Source organism: Celeribacter sp. SCSIO 80788 (genome assembly GCF_051054295.1).
In the GTDB taxonomy this organism is placed as follows: Bacteria; Pseudomonadota; Alphaproteobacteria; order Rhodobacterales; family Rhodobacteraceae; genus Celeribacter.
On record NZ_CP150482.1, the window covers coordinates 475,851 to 497,570 of the forward strand.

Annotated in this window: 23 protein-coding genes; 20 read left to right on the forward strand and 3 right to left on the reverse strand. The window is 63.4% G+C overall.

Going from position 1 to position 21,720, the window contains the following annotated elements; all coding sequences use genetic code 11:
- Positions 1–4: 4 nt before the first annotated feature.
- Entirely contained in the window at positions 5–1,183 is a 1,179-nt protein-coding gene (locus V1471_RS02600) for a PilZ domain-containing protein (RefSeq protein ID WP_434286745.1), read from the reverse strand.
- A 158-nt stretch (positions 1,184–1,341) separates the two neighbouring features.
- Between V1471_RS02600 and fabF the strand changes: the two genes are divergently transcribed.
- The 3 genes from fabF (at position 1,342) to V1471_RS02615 (ending at position 5,035) form a co-directional block, all read left to right on the forward strand.
- Positions 1,342–2,604 carry a beta-ketoacyl-ACP synthase II gene (fabF, locus tag V1471_RS02605; RefSeq protein ID WP_434286746.1) on the forward strand — a complete coding sequence of 421 codons (1,263 nt, stop codon included), beginning with the start codon at positions 1,342–1,344 and terminating at the stop codon, positions 2,602–2,604.
- 1 nt (position 2,605) lies between these two features.
- On the forward strand, positions 2,606–3,781 hold the full coding sequence (gene mltG, locus V1471_RS02610) for an endolytic transglycosylase MltG (RefSeq protein ID WP_434286748.1): 1,176 nt from the start codon (positions 2,606–2,608) through the stop codon (positions 3,779–3,781).
- A 63-nt stretch (positions 3,782–3,844) separates the two neighbouring features.
- Positions 3,845–5,035 (forward strand): hypothetical protein, encoded by a 1,191-nt coding sequence (locus V1471_RS02615; protein WP_434286749.1) that lies wholly within the window; start codon positions 3,845–3,847, stop codon positions 5,033–5,035.
- A gap of 35 nt (positions 5,036–5,070) precedes the next feature.
- Here V1471_RS02615 and V1471_RS02620 read toward each other — a convergent pair whose 3' ends face one another.
- A complete protein-coding gene (locus tag V1471_RS02620; protein WP_434286750.1) occupies positions 5,071–5,844 on the reverse strand; it encodes an ion transporter in 774 nt (257 codons plus the stop codon).
- A gap of 294 nt (positions 5,845–6,138) precedes the next feature.
- On the opposite strand from V1471_RS02620, the gene V1471_RS02625 reads away from it, so the two are divergent.
- On the forward strand, positions 6,139–6,465 hold the full coding sequence (locus V1471_RS02625) for a hypothetical protein (RefSeq protein ID WP_434286751.1): 327 nt from the start codon (positions 6,139–6,141) through the stop codon (positions 6,463–6,465).
- 31 nt (positions 6,466–6,496) lie between these two features.
- A complete protein-coding gene (locus tag V1471_RS02630; RefSeq protein ID WP_434286752.1) occupies positions 6,497–7,759 on the forward strand; it encodes a DNA-packaging protein in 1,263 nt (420 codons plus the stop codon).
- A gap of 2 nt (positions 7,760–7,761) precedes the next feature.
- On the opposite strand, the gene V1471_RS02635 is transcribed toward V1471_RS02630, so the two are convergent.
- Entirely contained in the window at positions 7,762–8,232 is a 471-nt protein-coding gene (locus V1471_RS02635; RefSeq protein WP_434286753.1) for a hypothetical protein, read from the reverse strand.
- Between the two features lie 353 nt (positions 8,233–8,585).
- On the opposite strand from V1471_RS02635, the gene V1471_RS02640 reads away from it, so the two are divergent.
- The 15 genes from V1471_RS02640 (at position 8,586) to V1471_RS02710 (ending at position 21,604) form a co-directional block, all read left to right on the forward strand.
- Entirely contained in the window at positions 8,586–9,878 is a 1,293-nt protein-coding gene (locus V1471_RS02640) for a phage portal protein (protein ID WP_434286754.1), read from the forward strand.
- A gap of 1 nt (position 9,879) precedes the next feature.
- Positions 9,880–10,467, forward strand: a complete 588-nt coding sequence (locus V1471_RS02645) for an HK97 family phage prohead protease (RefSeq protein ID WP_434286756.1) — start codon at positions 9,880–9,882, stop codon at positions 10,465–10,467.
- Positions 10,468–10,518: 51 nt separating this feature from the next.
- Positions 10,519–11,736: a phage major capsid protein gene (locus V1471_RS02650; protein WP_434286758.1), complete on the forward strand. Its 1,218-nt coding sequence runs from the start codon at positions 10,519–10,521 to the stop codon at positions 11,734–11,736.
- Between the two features lie 157 nt (positions 11,737–11,893).
- A complete protein-coding gene (locus tag V1471_RS02655) occupies positions 11,894–12,490 on the forward strand; it encodes a head-tail connector protein (RefSeq protein WP_434286759.1) in 597 nt (198 codons plus the stop codon).
- Positions 12,490–12,831 carry a head-tail adaptor protein gene (locus V1471_RS02660; protein ID WP_434286760.1) on the forward strand — a complete coding sequence of 114 codons (342 nt, stop codon included), beginning with the start codon at positions 12,490–12,492 and terminating at the stop codon, positions 12,829–12,831. Before V1471_RS02655 ends, V1471_RS02660 begins: the two co-directional genes overlap by 1 nt.
- Positions 12,828–13,238 (forward strand): DUF3168 domain-containing protein, encoded by a 411-nt coding sequence (locus V1471_RS02665; RefSeq protein ID WP_434286761.1) that lies wholly within the window; start codon positions 12,828–12,830, stop codon positions 13,236–13,238. The genes V1471_RS02660 and V1471_RS02665 overlap by 4 nt, the downstream gene beginning before the upstream one ends.
- 24 nt (positions 13,239–13,262) lie before the next feature.
- Positions 13,263–13,676: a phage major tail protein, TP901-1 family gene (locus V1471_RS02670; protein ID WP_066710745.1), complete on the forward strand. Its 414-nt coding sequence runs from the start codon at positions 13,263–13,265 to the stop codon at positions 13,674–13,676.
- A gap of 3 nt (positions 13,677–13,679) precedes the next feature.
- On the forward strand, positions 13,680–13,994 hold the full coding sequence (locus tag V1471_RS02675; protein WP_066710742.1) for a gene transfer agent family protein: 315 nt from the start codon (positions 13,680–13,682) through the stop codon (positions 13,992–13,994).
- A gap of 18 nt (positions 13,995–14,012) precedes the next feature.
- Positions 14,013–14,240, forward strand: coding sequence for a rcc01693 family protein (locus tag V1471_RS02680; RefSeq protein WP_096805330.1), 228 nt, complete (start codon positions 14,013–14,015; stop codon positions 14,238–14,240).
- Positions 14,233–14,913, forward strand: coding sequence for a phage tail tape measure protein (locus V1471_RS02685; protein WP_066710739.1), 681 nt, complete (start codon positions 14,233–14,235; stop codon positions 14,911–14,913). The genes V1471_RS02680 and V1471_RS02685 overlap by 8 nt, the downstream gene beginning before the upstream one ends.
- Before the next feature lie 39 nt (positions 14,914–14,952).
- A complete protein-coding gene (locus V1471_RS02690) occupies positions 14,953–15,585 on the forward strand; it encodes a phage distal tail protein, Rcc01695 family (protein ID WP_434286762.1) in 633 nt (210 codons plus the stop codon).
- On the forward strand, positions 15,585–16,511 hold the full coding sequence (locus V1471_RS02695; protein WP_434286763.1) for a DUF2163 domain-containing protein: 927 nt from the start codon (positions 15,585–15,587) through the stop codon (positions 16,509–16,511). Before V1471_RS02690 ends, V1471_RS02695 begins: the two co-directional genes overlap by 1 nt.
- Before the next feature lie 11 nt (positions 16,512–16,522).
- Positions 16,523–16,978 (forward strand): NlpC/P60 family protein, encoded by a 456-nt coding sequence (locus V1471_RS02700; protein WP_434286764.1) that lies wholly within the window; start codon positions 16,523–16,525, stop codon positions 16,976–16,978.
- On the forward strand, positions 16,978–20,895 hold the full coding sequence (locus tag V1471_RS02705) for a baseplate multidomain protein megatron (protein ID WP_434286765.1): 3,918 nt from the start codon (positions 16,978–16,980) through the stop codon (positions 20,893–20,895). Before V1471_RS02700 ends, V1471_RS02705 begins: the two co-directional genes overlap by 1 nt.
- Positions 20,888–21,604: a DUF2793 domain-containing protein gene (locus tag V1471_RS02710; RefSeq protein ID WP_434286766.1), complete on the forward strand. Its 717-nt coding sequence runs from the start codon at positions 20,888–20,890 to the stop codon at positions 21,602–21,604. The genes V1471_RS02705 and V1471_RS02710 overlap by 8 nt, the downstream gene beginning before the upstream one ends.
- Positions 21,605–21,720: the final 116 nt, after the last annotated feature.

Genomic DNA, 21,720 nt, shown 5'->3' on the forward strand with positions numbered 1-21,720 from the left:
AGGCTCAGGCGGCGAGATCGGGGGGCGGTTCGCTCGCGGGGGCGGGGAGGACGTCGTTTTCCTTTGCCGGGTCGGGGGCCGGGGCGGAGGCGACGGCGGCAGGCACAGGATCGGCCTGCCGGGGCAGAGCGGCGAAGGCCAGCGCATCGGCGCGCTCCGCGGCGATCTGGGCGGCATGGGGGCCGAGCAGGGCCTTGAACTCCGCCTCGGTCAGTTGGCGATCGAATTGCAATCCGAGAAAATGGTTGTTGCGCCAGATCACGCGGGCCTTGCGGTCGAGCGGACCGCAGGTCAGGCGCACTTTTTGACGCTCGTGCAGCTCATGGCTGCTTTCGATCTTGCAGCCGACCTGACTGATGTCGAGAAGCTCGCCGATCACCGGCAGGAGCCCATCGAAAATCACCACGGGAAGCGCGCAGGGATAGCGGATGGCGCGGCGCTGCACGATGCTGTAGCGCATCCAGAACCACGCCGAGATGGCGGTGATGAAGGTGAACAGGCCGAGCACGAAGGCGACGTTGCCGGAGGGGCTGAGCGGTACGACAGGGGGAGGCTGGCGGGAGGCCACCTGCCGCGCCGGGCGGAATTCGTCGAAATTCGTCGGATCGAGCGGCGGCGGCTCGACCTCCTTGCGGGTGAGGGCGGCGGCGATGTCCACGATCTCCTGAAGGCCGTCGGCGAGACGGGTCGTCAGGGTCTCTTCGGTCTCTTCCGTGGCATTGAGGTGATCGGGCGCGGTCGGGTCGCAGGGCGTGGCGGCGAGATAGCGCGAGAGGCTGACCGACTGCGCGTCAAAACGGGGATCGCCACCATATCGTTGCGCCATTTCGTCCCAGTTGTCCTGTTGCAGATCGAGAAGATGGCGACGCGAGGAGATGAAATCCATCAGCGGCTTTTCATTGGCGCCGAGATCGGCCTCGCGGATCTGTTTCAGGAGACGATCGCGGCCGTAGCGCTCCATCTCGGTGCGGAACTGGCGCGCGCTGTCGTGTTCGCCGGGCGTGCCGAGGGCAGAGACATAGGAATTGGCGCTGTCGTTGAGCGCGGTGAGCCAGTCTTCCAGCCCGCAGGAGGGATCGGCGGCGGCGCTGCGCAGAAAGGGGCCGCTCAGCAGGAGAGCGAGGCAGAGCAGAAGCGTCAGCCAGAGCCGACACCGGGAAATGAGGGGGCGAACCTGCCGCATATCGGGGCCATAATTGCGCATTTGCCTATTGATATGCCCGAAACCCTCAATATCTGGTTACCATTCCTCCGCCGATTTGCGGTGCGGGGGCTGTCTCGGTCTTCCATCGGGGGGCGGAGCCGTGTAAGAAAACGCAGACGAAAATTGAGGGGGCACGGATGCGCCGAGTAGTTGTCACTGGACTTGGGATGGTTTCGCCGCTGGCTTGCGGTGTGGAGGAGACCTGGACGCGAATTCTGGCAGGCGAGTCCGCCGCCGGGACGATCCAGCGGTTCGATGCGAGCCATTTGGCGACGGATTACGCCTGCGAGGTGAAATTCGGCGACGGGACGAACGGCACGTTCAACCCGGACGACTGGATGGCCCCGAAAGACCGCAAGAAGGTCGACGATTTCATTCTGTTCGGCATGGCCGCCGCCGAACAGGCGCTGACGGATGCCGGGTGGAAACCCGAGGACGAGGAAGATCGTCTGCGCACCGGCGTGCTGATCGGCTCCGGCATCGGGGGCCTGTCGTCGATTGCCGATGCGGCGATCATCCTCAAGGAAAAAGGCCCGCGGCGGATTTCTCCGTTCTTCATTCCGGGCTCGCTGATCAACCTGATCTCCGGTCAGGTGTCGATCCGCTACGGTTTCAAAGGACCGAACCACGCGGTGGTGACGGCCTGTTCGACGGGGGCGCATGCGATTGGCGACGCCTCGCGTCTCATCATGCTGGGCGACGCGGATGTGATGGTTGCGGGCGGCGCGGAAGCGGCGATCTGCGAGTTGGGTATTGCCGGGTTCAACGCCTGTAAAGCCTTGTCCACCAAGCGAAAAGACGATCCGAGCCATGCCTCGCGGCCCTATGATGCGGATCGTGACGGCTTCGTGATGGGCGAGGGCGCGGGTGTCGTGATTCTGGAAGAATACGAACACGCCAAGGCGCGTGGCGCGAAGATTTACGCCGAGGTTGTGGGCTATGGCCTGTCGGGCGATGCCTATCACATCACCGCGCCGTCCGAGGATGGCGATGGTGGTTACCGTGCGATGCAGGCGGCTCTTGCGCGTGCCGGTCTTGAGCCGAAGGATGTGGATTACATCAACGCGCATGGCACCTCGACCATGGCGGACGTGATCGAACTGGCCGCCGTCGAGCGGCTTCTGGGCGATGCGGCGGACACTGCGACCATGTCCTCGACGAAATCCTCCATCGGCCACCTTCTGGGGGCTGCGGGGGCGGTCGAGGCGATTTTCTGTGTGCTGGCGATCCGCGATCAGGTGGCGCCGCCGACGATCAACCTCGACAATCCTGCGGTCGAAGCGCGGCTCGATCTGGCACCGAATGCCAAGCGGGAACGCAAGATCGACGTGGCGCTGTCGAATTCCTTCGGCTTTGGCGGCACCAACGCCTCGCTGGTTCTGAAGAAGGTGGACGGCTGATATGTGGCGATCCATCGCCTCGAATGCGCTGACCCTGTTCATCGTCGTCCTCGTCGCTCTGGCGGGGGCGATTGCCTGGGGCAAGCGGCAATATGTGGCCGAAGGGCCGCTCGATCAGGCGATCTGTCTGCGGGTGCCTTCGGGCTCCACGATGCGCGGCGTCTCTGAGGATCTGGCCGGGCAGGGGGCGATCACCAACCCGTCGGTTTTCCGGATCGGGGCAGATTATACCGAGAAATCGCAACAGCTTAAGGCCGGGGCTTTCCTCGTCGACGAAGGGTCTTCGATGCAGGAGATCGTCGACATCATCACGCGGGGCGGGGCCTCGACCTGTGGCACGGAAGTGGTGTACCGCATCGGTGTGAACCGCGCTCTGATGCAGGTGCGCGAGCTGGACCCGACGACCCAGAGCTATGTCGAGACGGCGGAGTTCCAGCCCGGTCCCGAGGGCGAAGAAGGCGATGCCGTGCCTGAGGGTTACACCAGGGTGCGGGCCGATGCGAACACGCGCTACCGGGTTTCGGTGGCCGAGGGGACGACGGTCTGGCGGGTGGTCGAAAGCCTGAAGGGCGCGGATTTCCTCACCGGGTCGGTCGAAGCGGATGAGATGCCGTCGGAGGGTATGATTGCGCCCGACAGCTACGAGGTGCGCGAGGGTGCCGATGTGGACGATCTGATCGCCCGCATGGTGGCGCTGCAACAGCAACGCATCGACACGGTCTGGGCGACGCGGGTGGACGGGTTGCCGTTCGATACGCCCGAGGAAATGCTGACCATGGCCTCGATCATCGAGAAGGAAACCGGTGTCGCCGAAGAGCGGCGTCAGGTGGCCTCGGTGTTCGAGAACCGGTTGAAACGCGGCATGAAACTGCAAACGGACCCGACGGTGATCTATGGCGTGACCAATGGGGTCGGTGTTCTGGGGCGTGGCCTTCGGCAGTCCGAACTGCAATCGAACAGCCCGTACAACACCTATGTGATCGAGGGCATGCCGCCGGGGCCGATTGCCAATCCGGGGCTTGAGGCGATGCAGGCGGCGGTCGATCCGGACGAGACGCCGTATCTGTTCTTTGTCGCCGATGGTACGGGCGGACATGCGTTTGCCGAAACGCTGGCCGAACACAATGCCAATGTCGCCAAATGGCGGGAAATCGAAGCGCAGCGCGCCAGCGAGTAACGTTTTGAAACAGCTTGGAAAAGGCGCGGCCCGGGTCGCGCCTTTTGCTTTGGGAGAGCGCCGATGGAAACGATTGCCATCCTCATCGCGACGGTTTCGATCGCGGGGCTTTTGAGCTGGCCGAAGCTGGCACGGTCGCAGCTTTGGCAGGCGACGATTACGCCTCTGGCGTCGATCATCGGTTCGGGGTTTCTCGTCTTGGGGCCGATTCTGGCGCAGGCGTATGGGGCGTGGACGCCGCTGGCCATGGCGTTTCTGTGCGCTCTGGCCTATGCGATCGGCGCGGCGGTTCGGTTCAATATCGCGTCCCTGGCGCGCGCGGAGCACGGCCCGCGCACGGCGGGGATGGAGCGGCTTGCGTCCTGGGCGCTGGCCTTTGCCTATGTGATTTCGGTCGCCTACTACCTCAATCTTCTGGGCGCTTTTGCCGTCAGCCTCACCCCTTGGGACACGCAATTCGCCGGGCGGATCGTCACCTCTGCGGTGTTCGGTGTGATCCTGCTCGTGGGCTGGACGCGCGGGTTCAAGGCGCTGGAGCGGATGGAGCAGGTCTCCGTCGGGCTGAAACTCGCGATCATCGCCGGGCTTTTGGTGGGGCTTGGGTGGTTCTTTGCCGGTAAGGCGCAGGACGGCAGTCTGATCGTGACGCCTCCGAGCCTGACGGGGTGGGCGGGCATAAGCCTGTTGTTCGGGCTGATCGTGACGGTGCAGGGGTTCGAGACCTCGCGCTATCTCGGCGAGGAATACGATGCGGCGACACGGGTGCGCTCGATGAAACTCGCGCAATGGGTCTCCACCGCGATCTATATGGTCTATGTGGTGCTCATGGCCTATGTGTTTCGCCCGGATCAGATCGAAACCTCGGAAACCGCGATCATCGACATGATGCGGATCGTCGCGCCGATCCTGCCCGCGATGCTGGTGATCGCCGCCCTTGCGGCGCAGTTCTCGGCGGCGGTGGCGGATACCTCCGGCTCTGGTGGGTTGGTCGAGGAACTGACCAAGGGCCGGGTGCCGGTGAAGGCGGGCTATGCGGTTTTGGTGGCGCTCGGGCTGGTTCTGACCTGGGCGCTCGATGTGTTTCAGATCATCTCATGGGCGTCCAAGGCCTTTGCGGCCTATTATACGGTGCAGGGGGCGATTGCCGTGATGCTGGCGCGGCGTGAGGGCAGAACTCTGTGGCAACAGGCGTTCTTTGCGACGGTCACGGCGCTTGCGGCCGTGGTCACGCTGTTCGGGACCGCCGTCGAATAGGTTTCCTTTGCTGCGAAAATACTCCCGCCGGAGGCTCACAAAAGCCCTTCGGTCTGGATATGCACCACCGCGCCGCAATGTTTGCAATGGGTCGCATCGGCATCGTGCAGCATCAACCCGCAGCTCTGGCATTCGTAGCGCACCTTGGTGGGGCGAAACAGCACCTGTGCGAGGCGCAGGAAGAGGGTCACACCGAAGAACATCACCGCGATGGAGACCATGCGGCCCGAGGTGCCCGGAAGGGTGATGTCGCCAAACCCGGTGGTGGTGAGCGTCGTGACGGTGAAATAGAGCGCGTCCGCATAGTTGCGGATCATCGGGTTGTGGCCGTGTTCGAGCGCGTAGATCAGGCCGGTGGTGACGAAGATGAACACCAGAAGGTTGATCGCCGCGACGATGACCTCTTCGTGTTTGCGGAAGAATTTGACGTCCTGCCGGAGCCGGTTCATCAGCTGATAGGTGTGCAAAAGCCGGAGCGTGCGCAGGATGCGCAGGAAGCCGAGGCCTTCGCCGGCGAGGGGCGCGAGAAAGGACACCATCGCGGCGATGTCGGCGAGCGTCGAGGGGCGGGAGAGATAGCGCAGCTTGTGTTGGGTGACATAGACCCGCGCGGTGAAATCCGTGAGGATCAGCACGCCGAACACAAGATCGGTGATCTCGACCCAGAGCGGATGGACGAAAAACGAGGTGACGATGACGAAGAGGATCGTCACAAGATCGAAAGTCAGAAGCACATAGCGGAACAGATGCGCGCGGTCGGTGTCGCCTTCGTAAAGCTCGCTCAATCTGTCGTGCAGGGCGCTGGCCATGGTGCTGTCTCCTCGTCGGTTTTGAGAAGTGCGGGAAAAACCGGGGTCTGACAAGCCCTTGGGTGACGCAGGCAGACGGTGGAAAGTGTTAACGCACGTGAAGACCCCGCCGCGCGCCGGTTTCAACCAATTTTACCCTCTTTGCGACACTCTCGAAGGTGCTGGAAGACGTGGGCGATGGCCGTTTCGGGACCTGAGGGGGTGTCGGGAACCATCGAAGGGGACTGTGGGGTCCTCGGGAAAGCGCCTGCGTCTCTCGTGTGGAGGTTTGACCAAGCATGAGAGGCGAAGACCATGAAAGTGACTTCATCTGTGGGGGATGAGTTCGAAACGGTGGATCAGATCGAGGCGTCGGTGAAGCAGAGCCTGCTTTGGGCGATTTTGGCGCTGGACGATGTGATCGACAGGCTTTTGACGGGCGCGACGGCGGGAAAAGAGGTGAAACCTCTGATCGCCGACCTGATGCGCGCGAAACTGGCCGCGGTGACGGAAAGGCAGAAACTCGATGACGAAAAACGCAAACGCGGAGAGCTGGGCGGCGGAGCGATCGACTTCGAGGCCGCAAAATCTGAGATCCTTGATCGGCTGGCTCGCTGCAAGGCCGCACGCCGAGCAGAGTGAGTTTTTGGAGAGATTGGGGGAGGGGTCGCTGATGGCGCTCCCTTACCTGTTCGAGGCTTGGGCTTTGGATCATCAATTGCCGCCCGAGGGGGCGTGGCGCACATGGGTGATCATGGGCGGGCGCGGTGCGGGCAAGACGCGGGCCGGGTCCGAATGGGTGCGCGCGATGGTCGAGGGCAGTCGGGCGACGCAGCCGGGGCGGGCGAAACGTGTGGCGCTCATTGGCGAGACCTACGATCAGGCGCGCGAGGTGATGGTGTTCGGCGACAGCGGGATTTTGGCCTGCTCGCCGCCGGATCGACGTCCGAAATGGTCGGCGACGCGGCGGACGTTGGTTTGGCCCAATGGCGCGGAGGCGACGGTATTTTCCGGCAATGATCCGGAGGCGTTGCGGGGGCCGCAATTCGATGCCGCCTGGGTCGATGAGCTGGCGAAATGGCGCAAGCCGCAGGAGGCCTGGGATATGCTGCAATTCGGGCTGCGGCTCGGGCATGACCCGCGTGCGGTGGTGACGACCACGCCCAGAAATGTGGGGATTTTGAAATCGCTTTTGGGACGCAGTTCGACCGTGACGACGCACGCGCCGACCGAGGCGAACGCGGCCAATCTGGCGGCGTCTTTCTTGGAAGAGGTGAAGGCGCGTTACGCGGGCACGCGACTGGGGCGGCAGGAATTGGACGGGGTTTTGCTCGATGAGGAAGAGGGGGCCTTGTGGTCTCTGGCACGGATCGAGGCGACACGGGTCAAGGACGTGCCGGAGCTGGACCGGATCGTCGTGGCGGTGGACCCGCCGGTGACCGGGCACAAGGGGTCGGACGAATGCGGGATCTTGGTTGTGGGGGCGGTGACGCAAGGCCCGCCGCAGGACTGGCGCGCCTATGTGTTGGAAGATGCCTCTGTGTCGGCCTCCTCGCCGACGGCCTGGGCCGAGGCGGCAATCAACGCGTTGGAGCGTTGGGAGGGGGACAAGATTGTGGCGGAGGTCAATCAGGGCGGCGATTTGGTGGAAACCGTGATCCGGCAGATCGACCCCTTGGTGCCCTATAAATCGGTGCGCGCGACACGCGGCAAGGCGGCGCGGGCGGAACCGGTGGCGGCACTCTATGATCAGGGACGGGTGATCCACACGCGCGGGCTTGGCGATCTGGAGGACCAGATGATCAGGATGACGGCGCAGGGCTATCAGGCGCCGGGATCTCCGGACCGGCTGGATGCGCTCGTGTGGGCGGTGCATGAGCTGATGATCCTGCCCGCTGCCGGGGCGGGGCGGCCACGGATCAGGACGTTGGGATGATGTCAGACCTCGCCTTCGGGCGGGGTTTTTTGTTGTCGTGCGACAGTCCTTAAAGTGCGGTGAAGATAGGCGCGCGCAAGTGCGTATCGCAGGGAAAGGCTGAGGAAACAGCCAATACCGAGGGCGAGCGAGAGAGCAGCGCTGAGTTTGACCCAGCCGATTTCGGGTTTCATAAGGCTGAAGAGGATGAGTATCACGCCGGCGCTGAGCAGGATCAAGGTAAGACGGATTTGAAAGACGCCCCAAGATGTCCAGCGCAAGCGAAGCCGTGCCTGCGGAGTGATGTGCCCGTCAAGAACGAAAGACATCCAGTTCGCAGCCCTTAAGGAACCGAAAGAGAGTTTTTCGTAGCTGAGGCGCTCTGCCTCGGTTGACGACAGACGCGAGAGCGCAGGATGCCGTCGTTCGAGTGGCGCGTCGATCTCCGTCAGGCGAAGGATCAGAGGCAAAGGCCGTATTGAGCCGAAACGCATCGCTGCAAAATTCTTTCTCTGAGGCATTTCAAATCAGTGAAGGCGATTGAGACCCGAGAGGCAAGCGAGAAGGGGAGAGTCCTCATATTTTTCATTAAAACAATGCGTTGAAAGGTGTTGCGCGGGGCATTCCCCAGCGCACGCCCTGCTCAGAACTTCTTTTACCCTCTCCTTTAGAACTCATTTCACCGAAGGCGCGGATGGCTCTCACGAGGGCGGCGCCGATCGGGAGCGACCCGGGCGGGTGCGGGCTGGACGCGGCGGATGTCTGCGCTGGTCCCCCGTCCGGGAGCAAGGATTTGAGCGATTGGCAGGTCGAGAAATTGGACCGGAAGATGAGGAGAGACACGGATATGGTGTTTGACTTTCTGAAACGGGGCGCAGAGGTGATGCCCGAAACGAAAGCCTCGGCGACCGGGCCGGTTGTGGCGGCGGTTTCGGGCGTTGGCCGTGTGGCGTGGAGCCCGCGGGACACGGTGAGCCTCACGCGTGTGGGCTTTACCGGCAACCCGGTCGGGTTTCGTGCGGTCAAACTGATCGCGGAAGCGGCGGCGGCGCTGCCTCTGGTGTTGCAGAACCGCGCGGAACGGTTCGAAGAGCATCCGCTTTTGAAGGTGATCATCCGTCCGAACCCGGCGCAGGGGCGGGCCGAGTTGTTCGAGGCGCTCTATGCGCATTTCCTTCTGTCCGGCAATGGCTATCTCGAAGCGGTTGGCGAATGGGGGCAGGTGCCTCAGGAGTTGCATGTGCTGCGCTCGGATCGCATGGCTCTGGTGCCCGGCGCGGATGGCTGGCCGGTGGCCTATGAGTATTCGGTGAGTGGGCGCAAACACCGGTTCGATGTGACCGAGGGCCATTCCCCGATCTGTCACATCAAGGCGTTTCACCCCTCGGACGACCATTACGGTCTCTCTCCCATTCAGGCGGCGGCGACGGCGATCGATGTGCATAATGCGGCGTCGCGCTGGTCGAAATCTTTGCTCGACAATGCCGCGCGGCCCTCTGGCGCGATTGTGTACAAGGGCGCGGATGGCAATGCGTCGATGAGCGCGGATCAGTATGATCGCCTGCTCTCGGAGATGGAAAGCCATCATCAGGGCGCGCGCAATGCCGGTCGACCGATGCTTTTGGAAGGCGGTCTGGACTGGAAGCCGATGGGGTTCAGCCCGTCGGATATGGAATTCCAGAAAACCAAGGAGGCGGCGGGGCGCGAGATCGCTTTGGCCTTCGGGGTGCCGCCGATGCTTTTGGGCATTCCGGGCGACATGACCTACGCGAACTATCAGGAAGCGAACCGGGCGTTTTACCGGCTGACCGTTCTGCCGCTCGTGCAGAAGGTGACGGCGGCGATCGGGCATTGGCTGTCCGAGATGACGGGCGAGGCGGTCGAGCTGAAACCCGATCTGGATCAGGTGCCGGCGCTGTCGACGGAGCGCGATGCGCAATGGAACCGGATCGCGAGCGCGGATTTCCTCACCGATGACGAGAAGCGGGCGATGCTGGGGCTGCCGCCTTTGATGCCCGATCTTCCTGAGACGGTGTGCGAGGAGCTGCCTGACGAGGAGCAGTTCGAGGACACCGAGGACGAACCGGAACTGCCGTTCAAGGAGGAAAGCTCCGAGGACGCGCCCGAGGAAGGGAACTGAGATGCAGAAGGATTTCTATAGCGGCCTTGAGCATAAATTCGCCCGTTTGGGCGAAGAGGTGAAGGTTGAAAACGGTGTGAAGATAGAGGGTTACGCCTCTCTCTTTGGGCATCGTGACACCGGAGGCGACATCGTTGTGAAGGGCGCTTATGCCAAGTCTCTGGCGGCGCTCAAGGCCAAGGGGCGCTCGGTCAAGATGCTGTGGCAGCACGATCCGGCGCAGCCCATCGGGATCTGGGACGAGGTGCGCGAGGATGCGCGCGGTCTCTATGTCAAAGGACGCCTTCTGACCGACCTGCAAAAGGGTCGCGAGGCGGTGGCGCTGATCGAGGCGGGGGCGATTGACGGTCTGTCGATCGGCTACCGGACGCTGCGCGCCCAGAAAGATCAGAAAGGCGCACGCCTTTTGTCGGAACTGGAGCTTTGGGAGGTGTCCTTGGTGACCTTCCCGATGCTGCCGGAAGCGCGGCTCAGTGCGGAGCAGAAGGGCGCGGATGCTCTTCAGGCCGAGCGGATGCTGCGCGATCTCGCGGATGCTTTGAACGGCGCCCGCAAGCTGCTGGCCGGAGGTGGCTTCAGGGATGACTGAGGCCAGCGCATTCACCCGCGAAACCCAACATCAGGACAAAGGAATGTTTGGATGAGCAACCCCGAAAGAGCGGCCCGACAGTCGGGTCTGACCCCGGATCTGGCCCCAAATCTGACCCGTGAGGTGAAGATCGCGCTGGCCGGTTTCATGAGTGATCTCAACGACTTTCAGACCGATATTAAATCGAAACTTCAAAAGCAGGAAGAGCGACTGACCATGCTTGATCGTAAATCTCACACCTACGCCGGTAATCTGACACGTCCGGCCCTGTCTGCCGCGCAAGAGGTGGATATGTCCCACAAATCGGCCTTCACCACCTATGTGCGCAATGGCGACGACGATGCGCTGCGCGGTCTGGCGCTTGAGGGCAAATCCATGTCCACCGCCGTGAATGGCGATGGCGGCTACCTCGTCGATCCGCAGACCTCCGACGCGATCAAATCGGTGCTGAAATCCACCGCGTCGATCCGCTCGATTGCCAATGTCGTCAATGTCGAAGCGACCTCTTACGATGTGCTGATCGACACCACCGATCTGGGCTCCGGCTGGGTCACCGAGACCGGCACCGTGGGCGAGACCGCGACGCCGACCATCGACCGCATTTCGATCCCGCTTTACGAGCTTTCCGCCCTGCCGAAAGCCTCCCAGCGTCTTCTGGACGACAGCGCTTTCGACATCGAAGCCTGGCTCGCGGGTCGTATCGCCGACAAGTTCGCCTCCGCCGAGGCGTCTGCCTTCATCAATGGCGATGGTGTCGACAAGCCGACCGGCATTTTGAACCACACTCAGGTCGACAACGACAGCTGGGCCTGGGGTTCGCTCGGCTACATCGTGACCGGCACCGATGGCGGCTTTGACGCCACCGATCCGGCGGATGCCATTGTCGAGCTGGTCTATGCGCTGGGCGCCCAGTACCGCGCCAACGGCACTTTCGTGATGAACTCCAAAACGGCTGGCCAAGTGCGCAAGCTCAAGGATGCGGACGGTCGTTTCCTCTGGTCCGACGGTCTGGCCGCCGGTGAGCCGGCCCGCCTGATGGGCTACCCGGTTCTGATCGCCGAGGACATGCCGGACATCGCATCCGATGCGGCCGCCATTGCCTTTGGCGACTTCAATGCGGGCTACACCGTGGCCGAGCGCCCGGACGTGCGCATCCTGCGCGATCCGTTCTCCGCGAAACCGCATGTGCTGTTCTATGCGACCAAGCGCGTCGGCGGCGACGTGTCCGACTTTGCGGCGATCAAGCTTTTGAAATTCGGCACCGCCTGATTTTCCTGAACGACTTGCCTCGGCCTTGATGGGCCGGGGCGGCGGATGCGCGGTCCATACCACCCGTGTTGTCTAGCAGCTCCCCCTCCGTCCGAGCAGCAAGGGGGATCGCGCGTCCGTTTTCGAGAAACAGGGGGCCCGGATACGGAGTTGTACCATGATGTTGATGGAGCAGACCCAGGTGGCCACGGCGGCGCTGCCGGTCGCTGAGTTCAGGGACCATATGAGACTGGGCACCGGGTTTGACGACGACGGGGTTCAGGACGGGGTTCTGGAAACCTTTCTGCGGGCGGCCATGGCGGCGGTCGAGGCGCGCACCAACAAAGTGTTGATCACCCGCGATTTTCTTTACACGGTTACCGCATGGCGCGATCTGAGCGCGCAGGTTTTGCCGGTGGCGCCCGTCACGGCTGTGGCGAGCTTTGTCATCGTCGACCGGCTTGGGGCCGAGACCACGGTGGACAGCGCGAAATACATGCTTGAACCGGATATGCACCGGCCGCGCGTGGTCTCGACCGGCTTTGTCCTGCCGCAGATCCCGGTGGCGGGTCAGGCGAAATTCACCTTTACCGCCGGGTTTGCCGACACCTGGGGCGCTCTGCCCGCCGATCTGGCGCAGGCGGTGTTTCTTCTGGCCGCGCATTATTACGAGCACCGTCACGAGACGGCGGTGGGCGAGGCGACGATGCCGTTCGGTGTCAGCACGCTTTTGGAGCGCTACCGCAACCTGCGTCTTTTCGGAGGGCGGAGCTGATGTCGGCGGTGGTGCATCTCAATCGCAAGCTGGTGCTTGAGGAGGCGCAACGCACCTCTGACGGCGCGGGCGGTTATGTCGAAACATGGGTTCAGCTTGGCGCGCTCTGGGCGGAGATTCAGGCGGGGACGGGGTCCGAGACCTCCGAGGATTTCCTCACCGTCTCGCGCGTGCCGATGAAGATCGTGGTGCGCGGCGCGCCGGTCGGCTCGAAACGGCGTCCGAAACCGGATCAGCGTTTTGTCGAGGGCGGGCGGGTGTTTCGTATTCTCGCCGTGACCGAAACGGATGCGCAGGGCCATTACCTGACCTGCAATGCGCGTGAGGAGGTGACGTCATGAGCTACGGCGTGGCGGCGGCCCTTCAGACGGCAGTTTATCAGGCGTTGGTCGCGGATGCGACGCTCGACGGGCTGGTCGGCGGCGCGATCTATGACGCGGCGCCTGCGGGCACCATCCCGGCGCTGTATGTCAGCCTCGGGCCGGAGGATGTCACCGACGCCTCCGACAAGACCGGGCATGGCGCGCGACATGAGTTTACCGTGTCGGTCGTGTCCGACAGCGCGGGGTTTCTCACCGCGAAACAGGTGGCTGCCAGTATTTCCGACATCCTTGTGGATGCCGATCTCACCCTGTCGCGGGGCACGCTTGTCGGCCTCTGGTTCGTGTCGGCCAAGGCCCGGCGCGTTCAGGACAGTGATGTGCGCAGGATCGACCTGAAATTCCGCGCGCGCGTCGAAGACAACTGATTTTCCAAGACGGAGTAAACGACCATGGCTGCCCAAAACGGCAAAGACCTCCTGATCAAGCTGGACATGAACGGGTCCGGCACGTTTGAAACCATCGCGGGGCTGCGCGCCACGCGGATTTCCTTCAACGCGGAAAGCGTCGATGTCACCTCGCTGGAAAGCTCGGGCGGCTGGCGCGAGCTTCTGGGCGGTGCGGGCGTGAAAAGCGCCACGATTTCCGGCTCGGGCGTGTTCAAGGACGAAAGCACCGACGAGCGCGCGCGGCAGATCTTTTTCGACGGCGAAGTGCCGGAGTTTCAGGTCATCATCCCGGATTTCGGCACGGTGCAGGGTGCGTTCATGATCACCTCGATCGAATACGCGGGCTCGTACAATGGCGAGGCGACCTATGAGCTGGCCATGGCGTCCGCGGGCGCGCTGAGCTTCACGGCGGTGTAAGCCATGGCGAACCCCTTCCAAGGCGAAGTGGCGCTGACGCTGAACGGCGACCGCCATGTTCTCAAACTGACCCTCGGGGCTTTGGCCGAACTGGAAGCCGGGCTCGAAGTCGACACGCTGGTGGCGCTTGTCGAGCGCTACGAGGCGGGACGGTTTTCCTCGGCGGATGTGCTGCGCATCGTCGTGGCGGGGCTCCGGGGCGGCGGCTGGAAGGGCGGCTATGACGACATTCTGACCGCAGAGATCGCGGGCGGCCCGCTGGAGGCGGCCCGCGTGGGCGCAGAGCTGATCGCGCGTGCCTTCACAGTGCCCGCGTAAGGTCCAAGGGAGGGCGTCATGGGGATGATTTCGGACAAGGGCGGGTTCGAATGGCCCGCGCTGATGCGGCTCGGGATCAAGGGGCTGGGGCTGAGGCCCTCTGAGTTCTGGGCGCTCACCCCCGCCGAGCTTTTGCTCATGCTGGGGGCGGGCAGCGGCACGGCACCGATGGGCCGCGCGCGGCTTGAGGAACTGGCGAAGGCCTTTCCCGACGAAGATGGAATGAAAGGGCAAGATCATGGCTGACGAGTTGAACGGCACGGATATCAACGGCTTGAGCACCTTCGAGGATCGGGTCGAACAGATGGAGAGCGCCATCGGCGGGGCCGAGGCCATGGCGGCAGCGTTCAATCAGGAAATGCTGCGGCTTCAGGCGACGGTGGCGGAGACGCAACGAGAGGTCTCGAAGCTTGAAAGCGGCATTTCGCGCGGGCTGAAAAAGGCGATCGACGGTCTGGTGTTCGACGGCGACACGCTGGCAGAGGCGTTGAAAGGGCTCGGGCAATCGATGCTGATGGCGGCTTACAACGCCGCAGTGACGCCGGTGACGAGCCATTTCGGGTCGGTGCTGGGCTCCGGGCTCGAAGGTATCATCCAGAGCTTTCTGCCCTTTGAGAAGGGCGGGGCCTTTGCCCAAGGCAAGGTGATGCCGTTCGCCAACGGCGGCGTGGTGTCCAGCCCGACCTATTTCCCGATGCGCGGCGCCACGGGGCTGATGGGAGAGGCGGGGGCGGAGGCGATCATGCCGCTCACCCGGGGCGCCAATGGCAAACTGGGGGTGCAGGCCTCGGGGTCGTCGCGGCCCGTCAACATCACGATGAACGTCACCACGCCCGATGTCGCGGGCTTCCAGCGCAGCCAGTCGCAAGTGGCCGCTCAGTTGAGCCGCGCCTTGGGGCGTGGTTCGCGCAACCAGTAACGCAATCGGACATTTAAGGCGCCATTCGGAGGGTAGACCATGGGTTTTCATGATGTGAGATTTCCGGCCAATCTGAGCTTTGGCTCCGTCGGCGGACCGGAGCGGCGCACCGATGTGGTGACGCTCGCGAACGGGTTCGAGGAGCGCAACACGCCTTGGGCGCATTCACGCCGCCGCTATGACGCGGGGCTGGGGATGCGTTCGCTCGACGACATCGAGGTGCTGATTGCGTTTTTCGAGGCGCGTCAGGGCCAGTTGTACGGATTTCGATGGAAGGACTGGTCGGATTACAAGACCTGCAAACCCTCTGTTGCGACCGGTTTCGAGGATCAGGTGATCGGCGAGGGCGATGGCGCAACCACGGTGTTTCAACTTTCGAAAACCTATCGCTCCGGCGCGACCGCCTATGTCCGTCCGATCAAGAAGCCGGTGCTGGGCACGGTTCTGATCGGCGTCGGCGGGCAGCAGGCGTTTGAGGCGGTCGACTGGGAGGTAGATCTGAGCACCGGCCTGATCACCTTTGGCACGCCGCCCACTGGCGGGGCCGAGATCACCGCAGGCTTCGAATTCGACGTGCCGGTGCGCTTCGACACCTCCAGCATTTCCACCTCGGTCTCTTCGTTTCAGGCGGGCGAAGTGCCCAACGTGCCGGTCGTGGAGGTGCGTGTCTGATGGCCTTTTCGGAAGAGCTTCAAACCCATCTCGCCTCTGGTGTGACGACGCTGTGTCGGGCCTGGGCCTTGGTGCGGCGCGATGGCGCGACCTATGGGTTCACCGATCACGACAACGATCTGACGTTCGAGGGCGTGACGTTCAAGGCCGACACAGGCCTGACCGCCAATGCGCTTGAGCAATCCACCGGGCTTTCGGTCGACAACACCGAGGCGCTGGGCGCGCTTTCTGCGGCGGCGGTGACCGAGGAGGACATCCGCGCCGGCCGGTTCGACGGGGCGCATGTGCGCTCCTGGCTGGTGAACTGGGCCGATGTAAGCCAGCGTGCGCTGCTGTTTCAGGGCAGCTTTGGCGAGATCACCCGTGTGTCGGGCGGATTTCGCGCCGAGCTGCGCGGCCTGACCGAAGAGCTGAACCAGCCGCAGGGCCGGGTCTATCAGGCCGGGTGCTCCGCCATTCTGGGCGGCACGGGCTGTGGCTTTGACACGTTGCAGCCCGGCTATGTCACCGAAGTGGCGGTCGAGAGTGTCGATAAGGGCAAGATCTTTGCTTTCGCCGATCTCACCGGCTTTGACGACCGCTGGTTCGAGCGGGGCCGTTTCACGGTGCTGACGGGCGTGGCGGCGGGGCTTGTGGGTCTCGTGAAAAACGATCGCCTTTCCGCCGATGGTCGCAGGGTCGAACTTTGGGAAGAGCTGCGCGCCGAGATTGCCGTGGGCGACACGATCCGCATCGAAGCGGGCTGTGACAAACGTGCGGCGACCTGTCGGCTCAAGTTCGACAACTTCCTGAATTTCCGGGGCTTTCCGCATATTCCGGGGGAGGATTGGCTGGCCTCCTATCCGGTGCGCAGCGGTAAGAACGACGGCAGCAGTCGCTCCGGGGGATTGTTTGATGGTTTGAGCAGTTTTGAGAACCCGTTTTGAGGGAGAGGCAGATGACGGATTTGAGGATTGCGGAGCGCGCCCGGGGCTGGATCGGGACGCCCTACCTGCATCAGGCCTCCTGCAAGGGGGCGGGGACGGATTGTCTCGGGTTGCTGCGCGGCATCTGGCGCGAGGTGTATGGTGCCGAACCCATCGGGATTCCGGCCTATACGGCAGACTGGAGCGAGCCGCAGCGGGACGAAAGCCTGTTGCGCGCGGCGCAGTCCATCCTGATCGAGAAACCGTTGGCCGAGATGGTCTCGGGCGATGTGCTGCTGTTTCGGATGCGGCAGGGCGCGGTGGCCAAGCATCTTGGCGTGCTGGGCCGTGCCGGGGACGCTCCGACCTTCATTCATGCCTATAGCGGTCATGGTGTTCTCGAGAATGCCCTGAGCGCGCCCTGGCGTCGCCGGATCGTCCGGTGTTTCGCCTTTCCACCGGTTCACGACAGCGAGGGAGAACTCTGATGGCGACGATCGTACTTTCCGCCGCAGGCGCAGCGCTTGGGGCTTCCGTCGGTGGTGGCATTTTTGGCCTCTCCTCCGTGGTCATCGGCCGGGCCATCGGCGCGACCATCGGTCAGGCCATCGACCAACGCCTGATGGGCGTCGGCAGCCAGACCGTCGAAACCGGACGGGTCGAACGGTTTCGCCTCACCGGTGCCTCCGAAGGTACGGCGGTGGCGCAGGTCTATGGCCGGATGCGGGTCGGCGGTCAGGTGATCTGGGCGACGGAGTTTCAGGAGAACACCTCCAAAAGCAAGGTGGGCGGCAAGGGCACCGCGCCCAGCACGACGGTCAAGGAATACAGCTATTCCGTCTCGCTCGCCGTGGCGCTTTGCGAGGGCGAGATCATTCGTGTGGGCCGGGTCTGGGCCGATGGCTCGCAGATCGACAAAAGCACTCTGACCATGCGGGTCTACACCGGTTCCGAAGACCAGTTGCCGGATGCCAAGATCGAGGCGGTCGAGGCCGCGGGGACGGTTCCGGCCTATCGCGGCATCGCCTATGTGGTGCTCGAGGATGTGGATCTGACGCCCTTCGGCAACCGCGTGCCGCAGTTCACTTTCGAGGTGATCCGCGCGGATCAGGCCGAGGACCCCTCCGATCTCACCCATCTGGTGCCCGCTGTGGCAATGATCCCCGGCACCGGCGAATATGCTTTGGCGACCGAACCGGTTTACCTGAAGGACGGGGCGGGCGGTGTGCTTGTCTCCAACATGAACTCCGCCTCCGGGCAGAGCGATTTCACCACCTCGCTCGACACCATGATCGAGGAATTGCCGAACTGTGGTTCGACTTCGCTTGTGGTATCGTGGTTCGGGAACGATCTGCGCTGTGGCACATGTCAGATTCAGCCCAAGGTCGAACAAACGGCACGCGACTCCAAGGATATGGCGTGGAAGGTCTCCGGGCTGACACGCGCCACTGCGGCCACGATCCCGCGCGATGCGGAGGATCGGGTGATCTATGGCGGCACGCCGACCGATCAGTCGGTGGTGCAGGCGATCCGGGCGCTGCATGAGGCGGGGCAGGAGGTGATGTTCTACCCGTTCATCCTGATGGATCAGATGGCGGGCAACGGGCTGATTGATCCGTGGACCGGCGCAGAAGAGCAACCGGCTTTGCCCTGGCGTGGGCGGATCACCACGTCTTTGGCGCCCGGTGTGGCGGGCACGACGGACGGCACCGCCGCCGCCGAAGTCGAGGTTGCGGCGTTTTTCGGCGCAGCGCAGGTGAGCGATTTCACCCCGCTGAGCCGGACGGTCAGCTACAACGGCCCTGCGGAATTTTCCTTCCGGCGGATGATCCTGCATTACGCCCATCTCTGTGCACTGGCGGGGGGCGTCGAGTCCTTTTGCATCGGTTCCGAGATGCGCTCTCTCACCCGCATTCGCGGCGTCTCAGGATTTCCGGCGGTGGATCAGTTGATCCAGCTCGCGGCCGATGTACGCGCCATTCTCGGACCCGCGTGCAAGATCGGCTATGCCGCCGACTGGTCGGAATATTTCGGCTATCAGGCCGACGGCAATCTCTATTACAACCTCGATCCCTTGTGGGCCGACGCCAATATCGACTTCATCGGCATCGACAATTACATGCCGCTGTCGGACTGGCGCGAGGGTGACGATCACCTCGATGCGGATTGGGGTTCGATCTACAATCTCGACTACCTCAAATCCAATATCGAGGGTGGAGAGGGCTATGACTGGTATTACGCGCATGACAATCATGACGCGGCCCAGATTCGCACGCCGATCACCGATGGCGCCTATGGCGAGGATTGGGTGTATCGCTACAAGGACATGCGCGGCTGGTGGCAGAACGATCACCACGAGCGGATCAATGGGGTGCGCAGCGAGACACCGACCCAATGGGAACCGCGGTCGAAACCGATCTGGTTCACCGAATTCGGTTGCGCCGCGATCGACAAAGGCACCAACGAGCCGAACAAGTTCCTCGATGCGAAATCCTCGGAAAGCGCGCTTCCGGCCTATTCGAACGGGCGGCGCGACGATTTCATCCAGCTGCAATATGTCCGGGCGATGACCGAATATTGGGCCGATGCGGCGCATAACCCGATCTCCGATGTCTACGGAGGGCCGATGATCGACATGACGCGGGCCCATCTCTGGGCCTGGGATGCGCGGCCTTACCCGACTTTTCCGGCGACCACCTCCGTGTGGTCGGATGGCGACAATTATGCCCGGGGGCACTGGCTCAACGGTCGTTCCACTGCGCGGTCTCTGGCCGATGTGGTGACCGAAATTTGTGCGCGCTCCGGGGTGGGCGAGATCGACACCACCGAGCTTTGGGGCGTCTTGCGCGGCTATAGCGTCTCCGACATTTCCGGCGCGCGGTCGGCGCTGCAACCCCTGATGCTGGCTTATGGGTTCGAGGCGATCGAACGTGAGGGGCAGTTGGTGTTCCGGTCGCGGGATGGCAAATCCGTGCTCGATCTGAGCGAAGACCAACTGGCCGACAGCGAGGAGCTCGACGGTATACTCGAACGCGTGCGCGCGCCCGAGGCCGAGGTCGCGGGACGGGTACAGCTCACCTTCGTGGATGCCGATGACGACTATGGCGTACGCTCCGAGGAGGCGATTTTCCCGGATGAGGAAACCCGGCTGATCTCGCGCTCCGAACTGCCTCTGGCGCTCAGCCGGGCCGAGGGACGGCAGATCACCGAACGCTGGCTGTCCGAATCCCGCGTCGCGCGCGATACGGCGCGGTTCGCCTTGCCGCCTTCGCTGATGGCGGTGGGCGCGGGCGATGTGATCACGCTCAGGAGTGCGGAGGGCGATCTGCGCTACCGGATCGACCACGTCACCCTCGGCGCGCAGCAACAGATCGAGGCGGTCCGCGTCGAACAGGAGATCTATGAGCCCTCCGAGGCGGTCGAGGAGATCGTCGAGGCCAAGGCCTTCTCCGCCCCCGTGCCGGTCTATCCGCTGTTTCTCGATCTGCCGCTTCTGACCGGCAGTGAGGTGCCCTATGCGCCGCATATCGCGGTGACGGCGGACCCCTGGCCGGGATCGGCGGCGGTCTATGCCTCGGCTTCCGACAGCGGCTATGAGCTCAACACGCTCCTGCCGATCTGGTCCACCATCGGGGTCACGTTGACGGCGCTGGAGGCGGCCACGCCCGGTCTCTGGGATCGCGGCGCTGCGCTTCGGGTCAGGCTGACCAAGGGGGAGCTGTCCTCCGCCGAGATGCTCGATGTGCTCAATGGCGCCAATGTCGCGGTGATCGGCGATGGCATTTCGGCCAATTGGGAAGTGTTCCAGTTCGCCACGGCCGATCTGGTCGCGCCGCTGACCTACGATCTGACGCTCAGGCTGCGCGGGCAATTGGGCTCCGACGGGCTTGGGACGGGCGGTCTGACGCCCGGCTGGCCCATCGGATCGCGCTTCGTCCTTCTGGACAGCACGCTGCGGCAGATCGACATCGCGCAATCCGCGCGCGGGCTTGCCCGGCATTACCGCATCGGCCCGGCCAGCCGGGGCTATGACGATCCGAGCTACGAGCATTATGTCGAGGCTTTCGACGGCATCGGCCTGCGCCCCTATGCGCCTGCGCATCTTCGCGCCACCGTGACGAGTGGCGGCAGCACAGAGGTGAGCTGGGTCCGGCGCACGCGGATCGACGGCGACAGTTGGCAATCCTACGAGGTGCCGCTGGGCGAGGCTGCGGAACTGTATCTCGTGCGCGTGGTGCAGGGCGGGGCTGTCCTGCGCGAGACCACCGTCACCAGCCCGGCCTGGACCTACACGGCCGGACAGAAATCGAGCGACGGTGTGACCGGCGCTTATGACATCCACGTTGCCCAAATCTCCGACAGCTTCGGGGTGGGCCTCTTCCGGGAGATCGAGATCCATGACTGACACACCCCGCTTTGCCCTGCCGTTGCTTGAGGCCTCTCAGGCGCAGAAACATGTCACCATGAACGAGGCGCTGGCCCGTCTCGACGGATTGATGCAGCTCACGCTCACTTCCGTCTCTGAGACCACGCCGCCGACCACGCCGCAGGAAGGTGACGCTTATGGCGTGCCGGTCTCGGCGGTCAACGCCTGGGCTGGGCAGGATGGCTCCATCGCACTGTATGTCAACGGGGGCTGGGCTTTCGTGCCCGCCACGCCCGGCATGCGCGCCTATGTCGCCGATCAGAACGGCTGGGCCGGGTTCGATGGCAGTGACTGGGTGCTGGGCCTCATCACGCTTTCGGCTCATGGGGCGGGCATGGTGCAAAAGGTGATCGAGGTGGACCACACGCTCACCGCGGGCACCACCTCCGCGGTGAGCTATGCCATCCCCGGCCAGTCGGTGGTCTACGGCGTCACCGGGCGGGTTCTTTCGGACATCACCGGCACCGGGCTGACCGGGTTTTCCCTTGGTGTGGCCGCCTCGTCGAACCGCTACGGGTCCGGTCTGTCGCTGACACAGGGAAGCTGGCTGCGCGGGCTGACCGGCAATCCGCTGACCTACTATGGCTCCGAGGATCTGATCCTCACCGGCGAGGGCGGCAACTTCGACGCGGGCGGGGTGATCCGTCTGGCCCTCCATTGCGTGCAGTTCTCGCTGCCGTCAGAATAAGGTTCATAGGCCTTTGAAACAGCCCCGTGCAGAATTGCGCGGGGCTTTTTTCTGTCTTGTGCACTTGCGCTTTGGAAAGTGGACCTATCTATAGTAGGCTTCCGAAAAAGAGGACA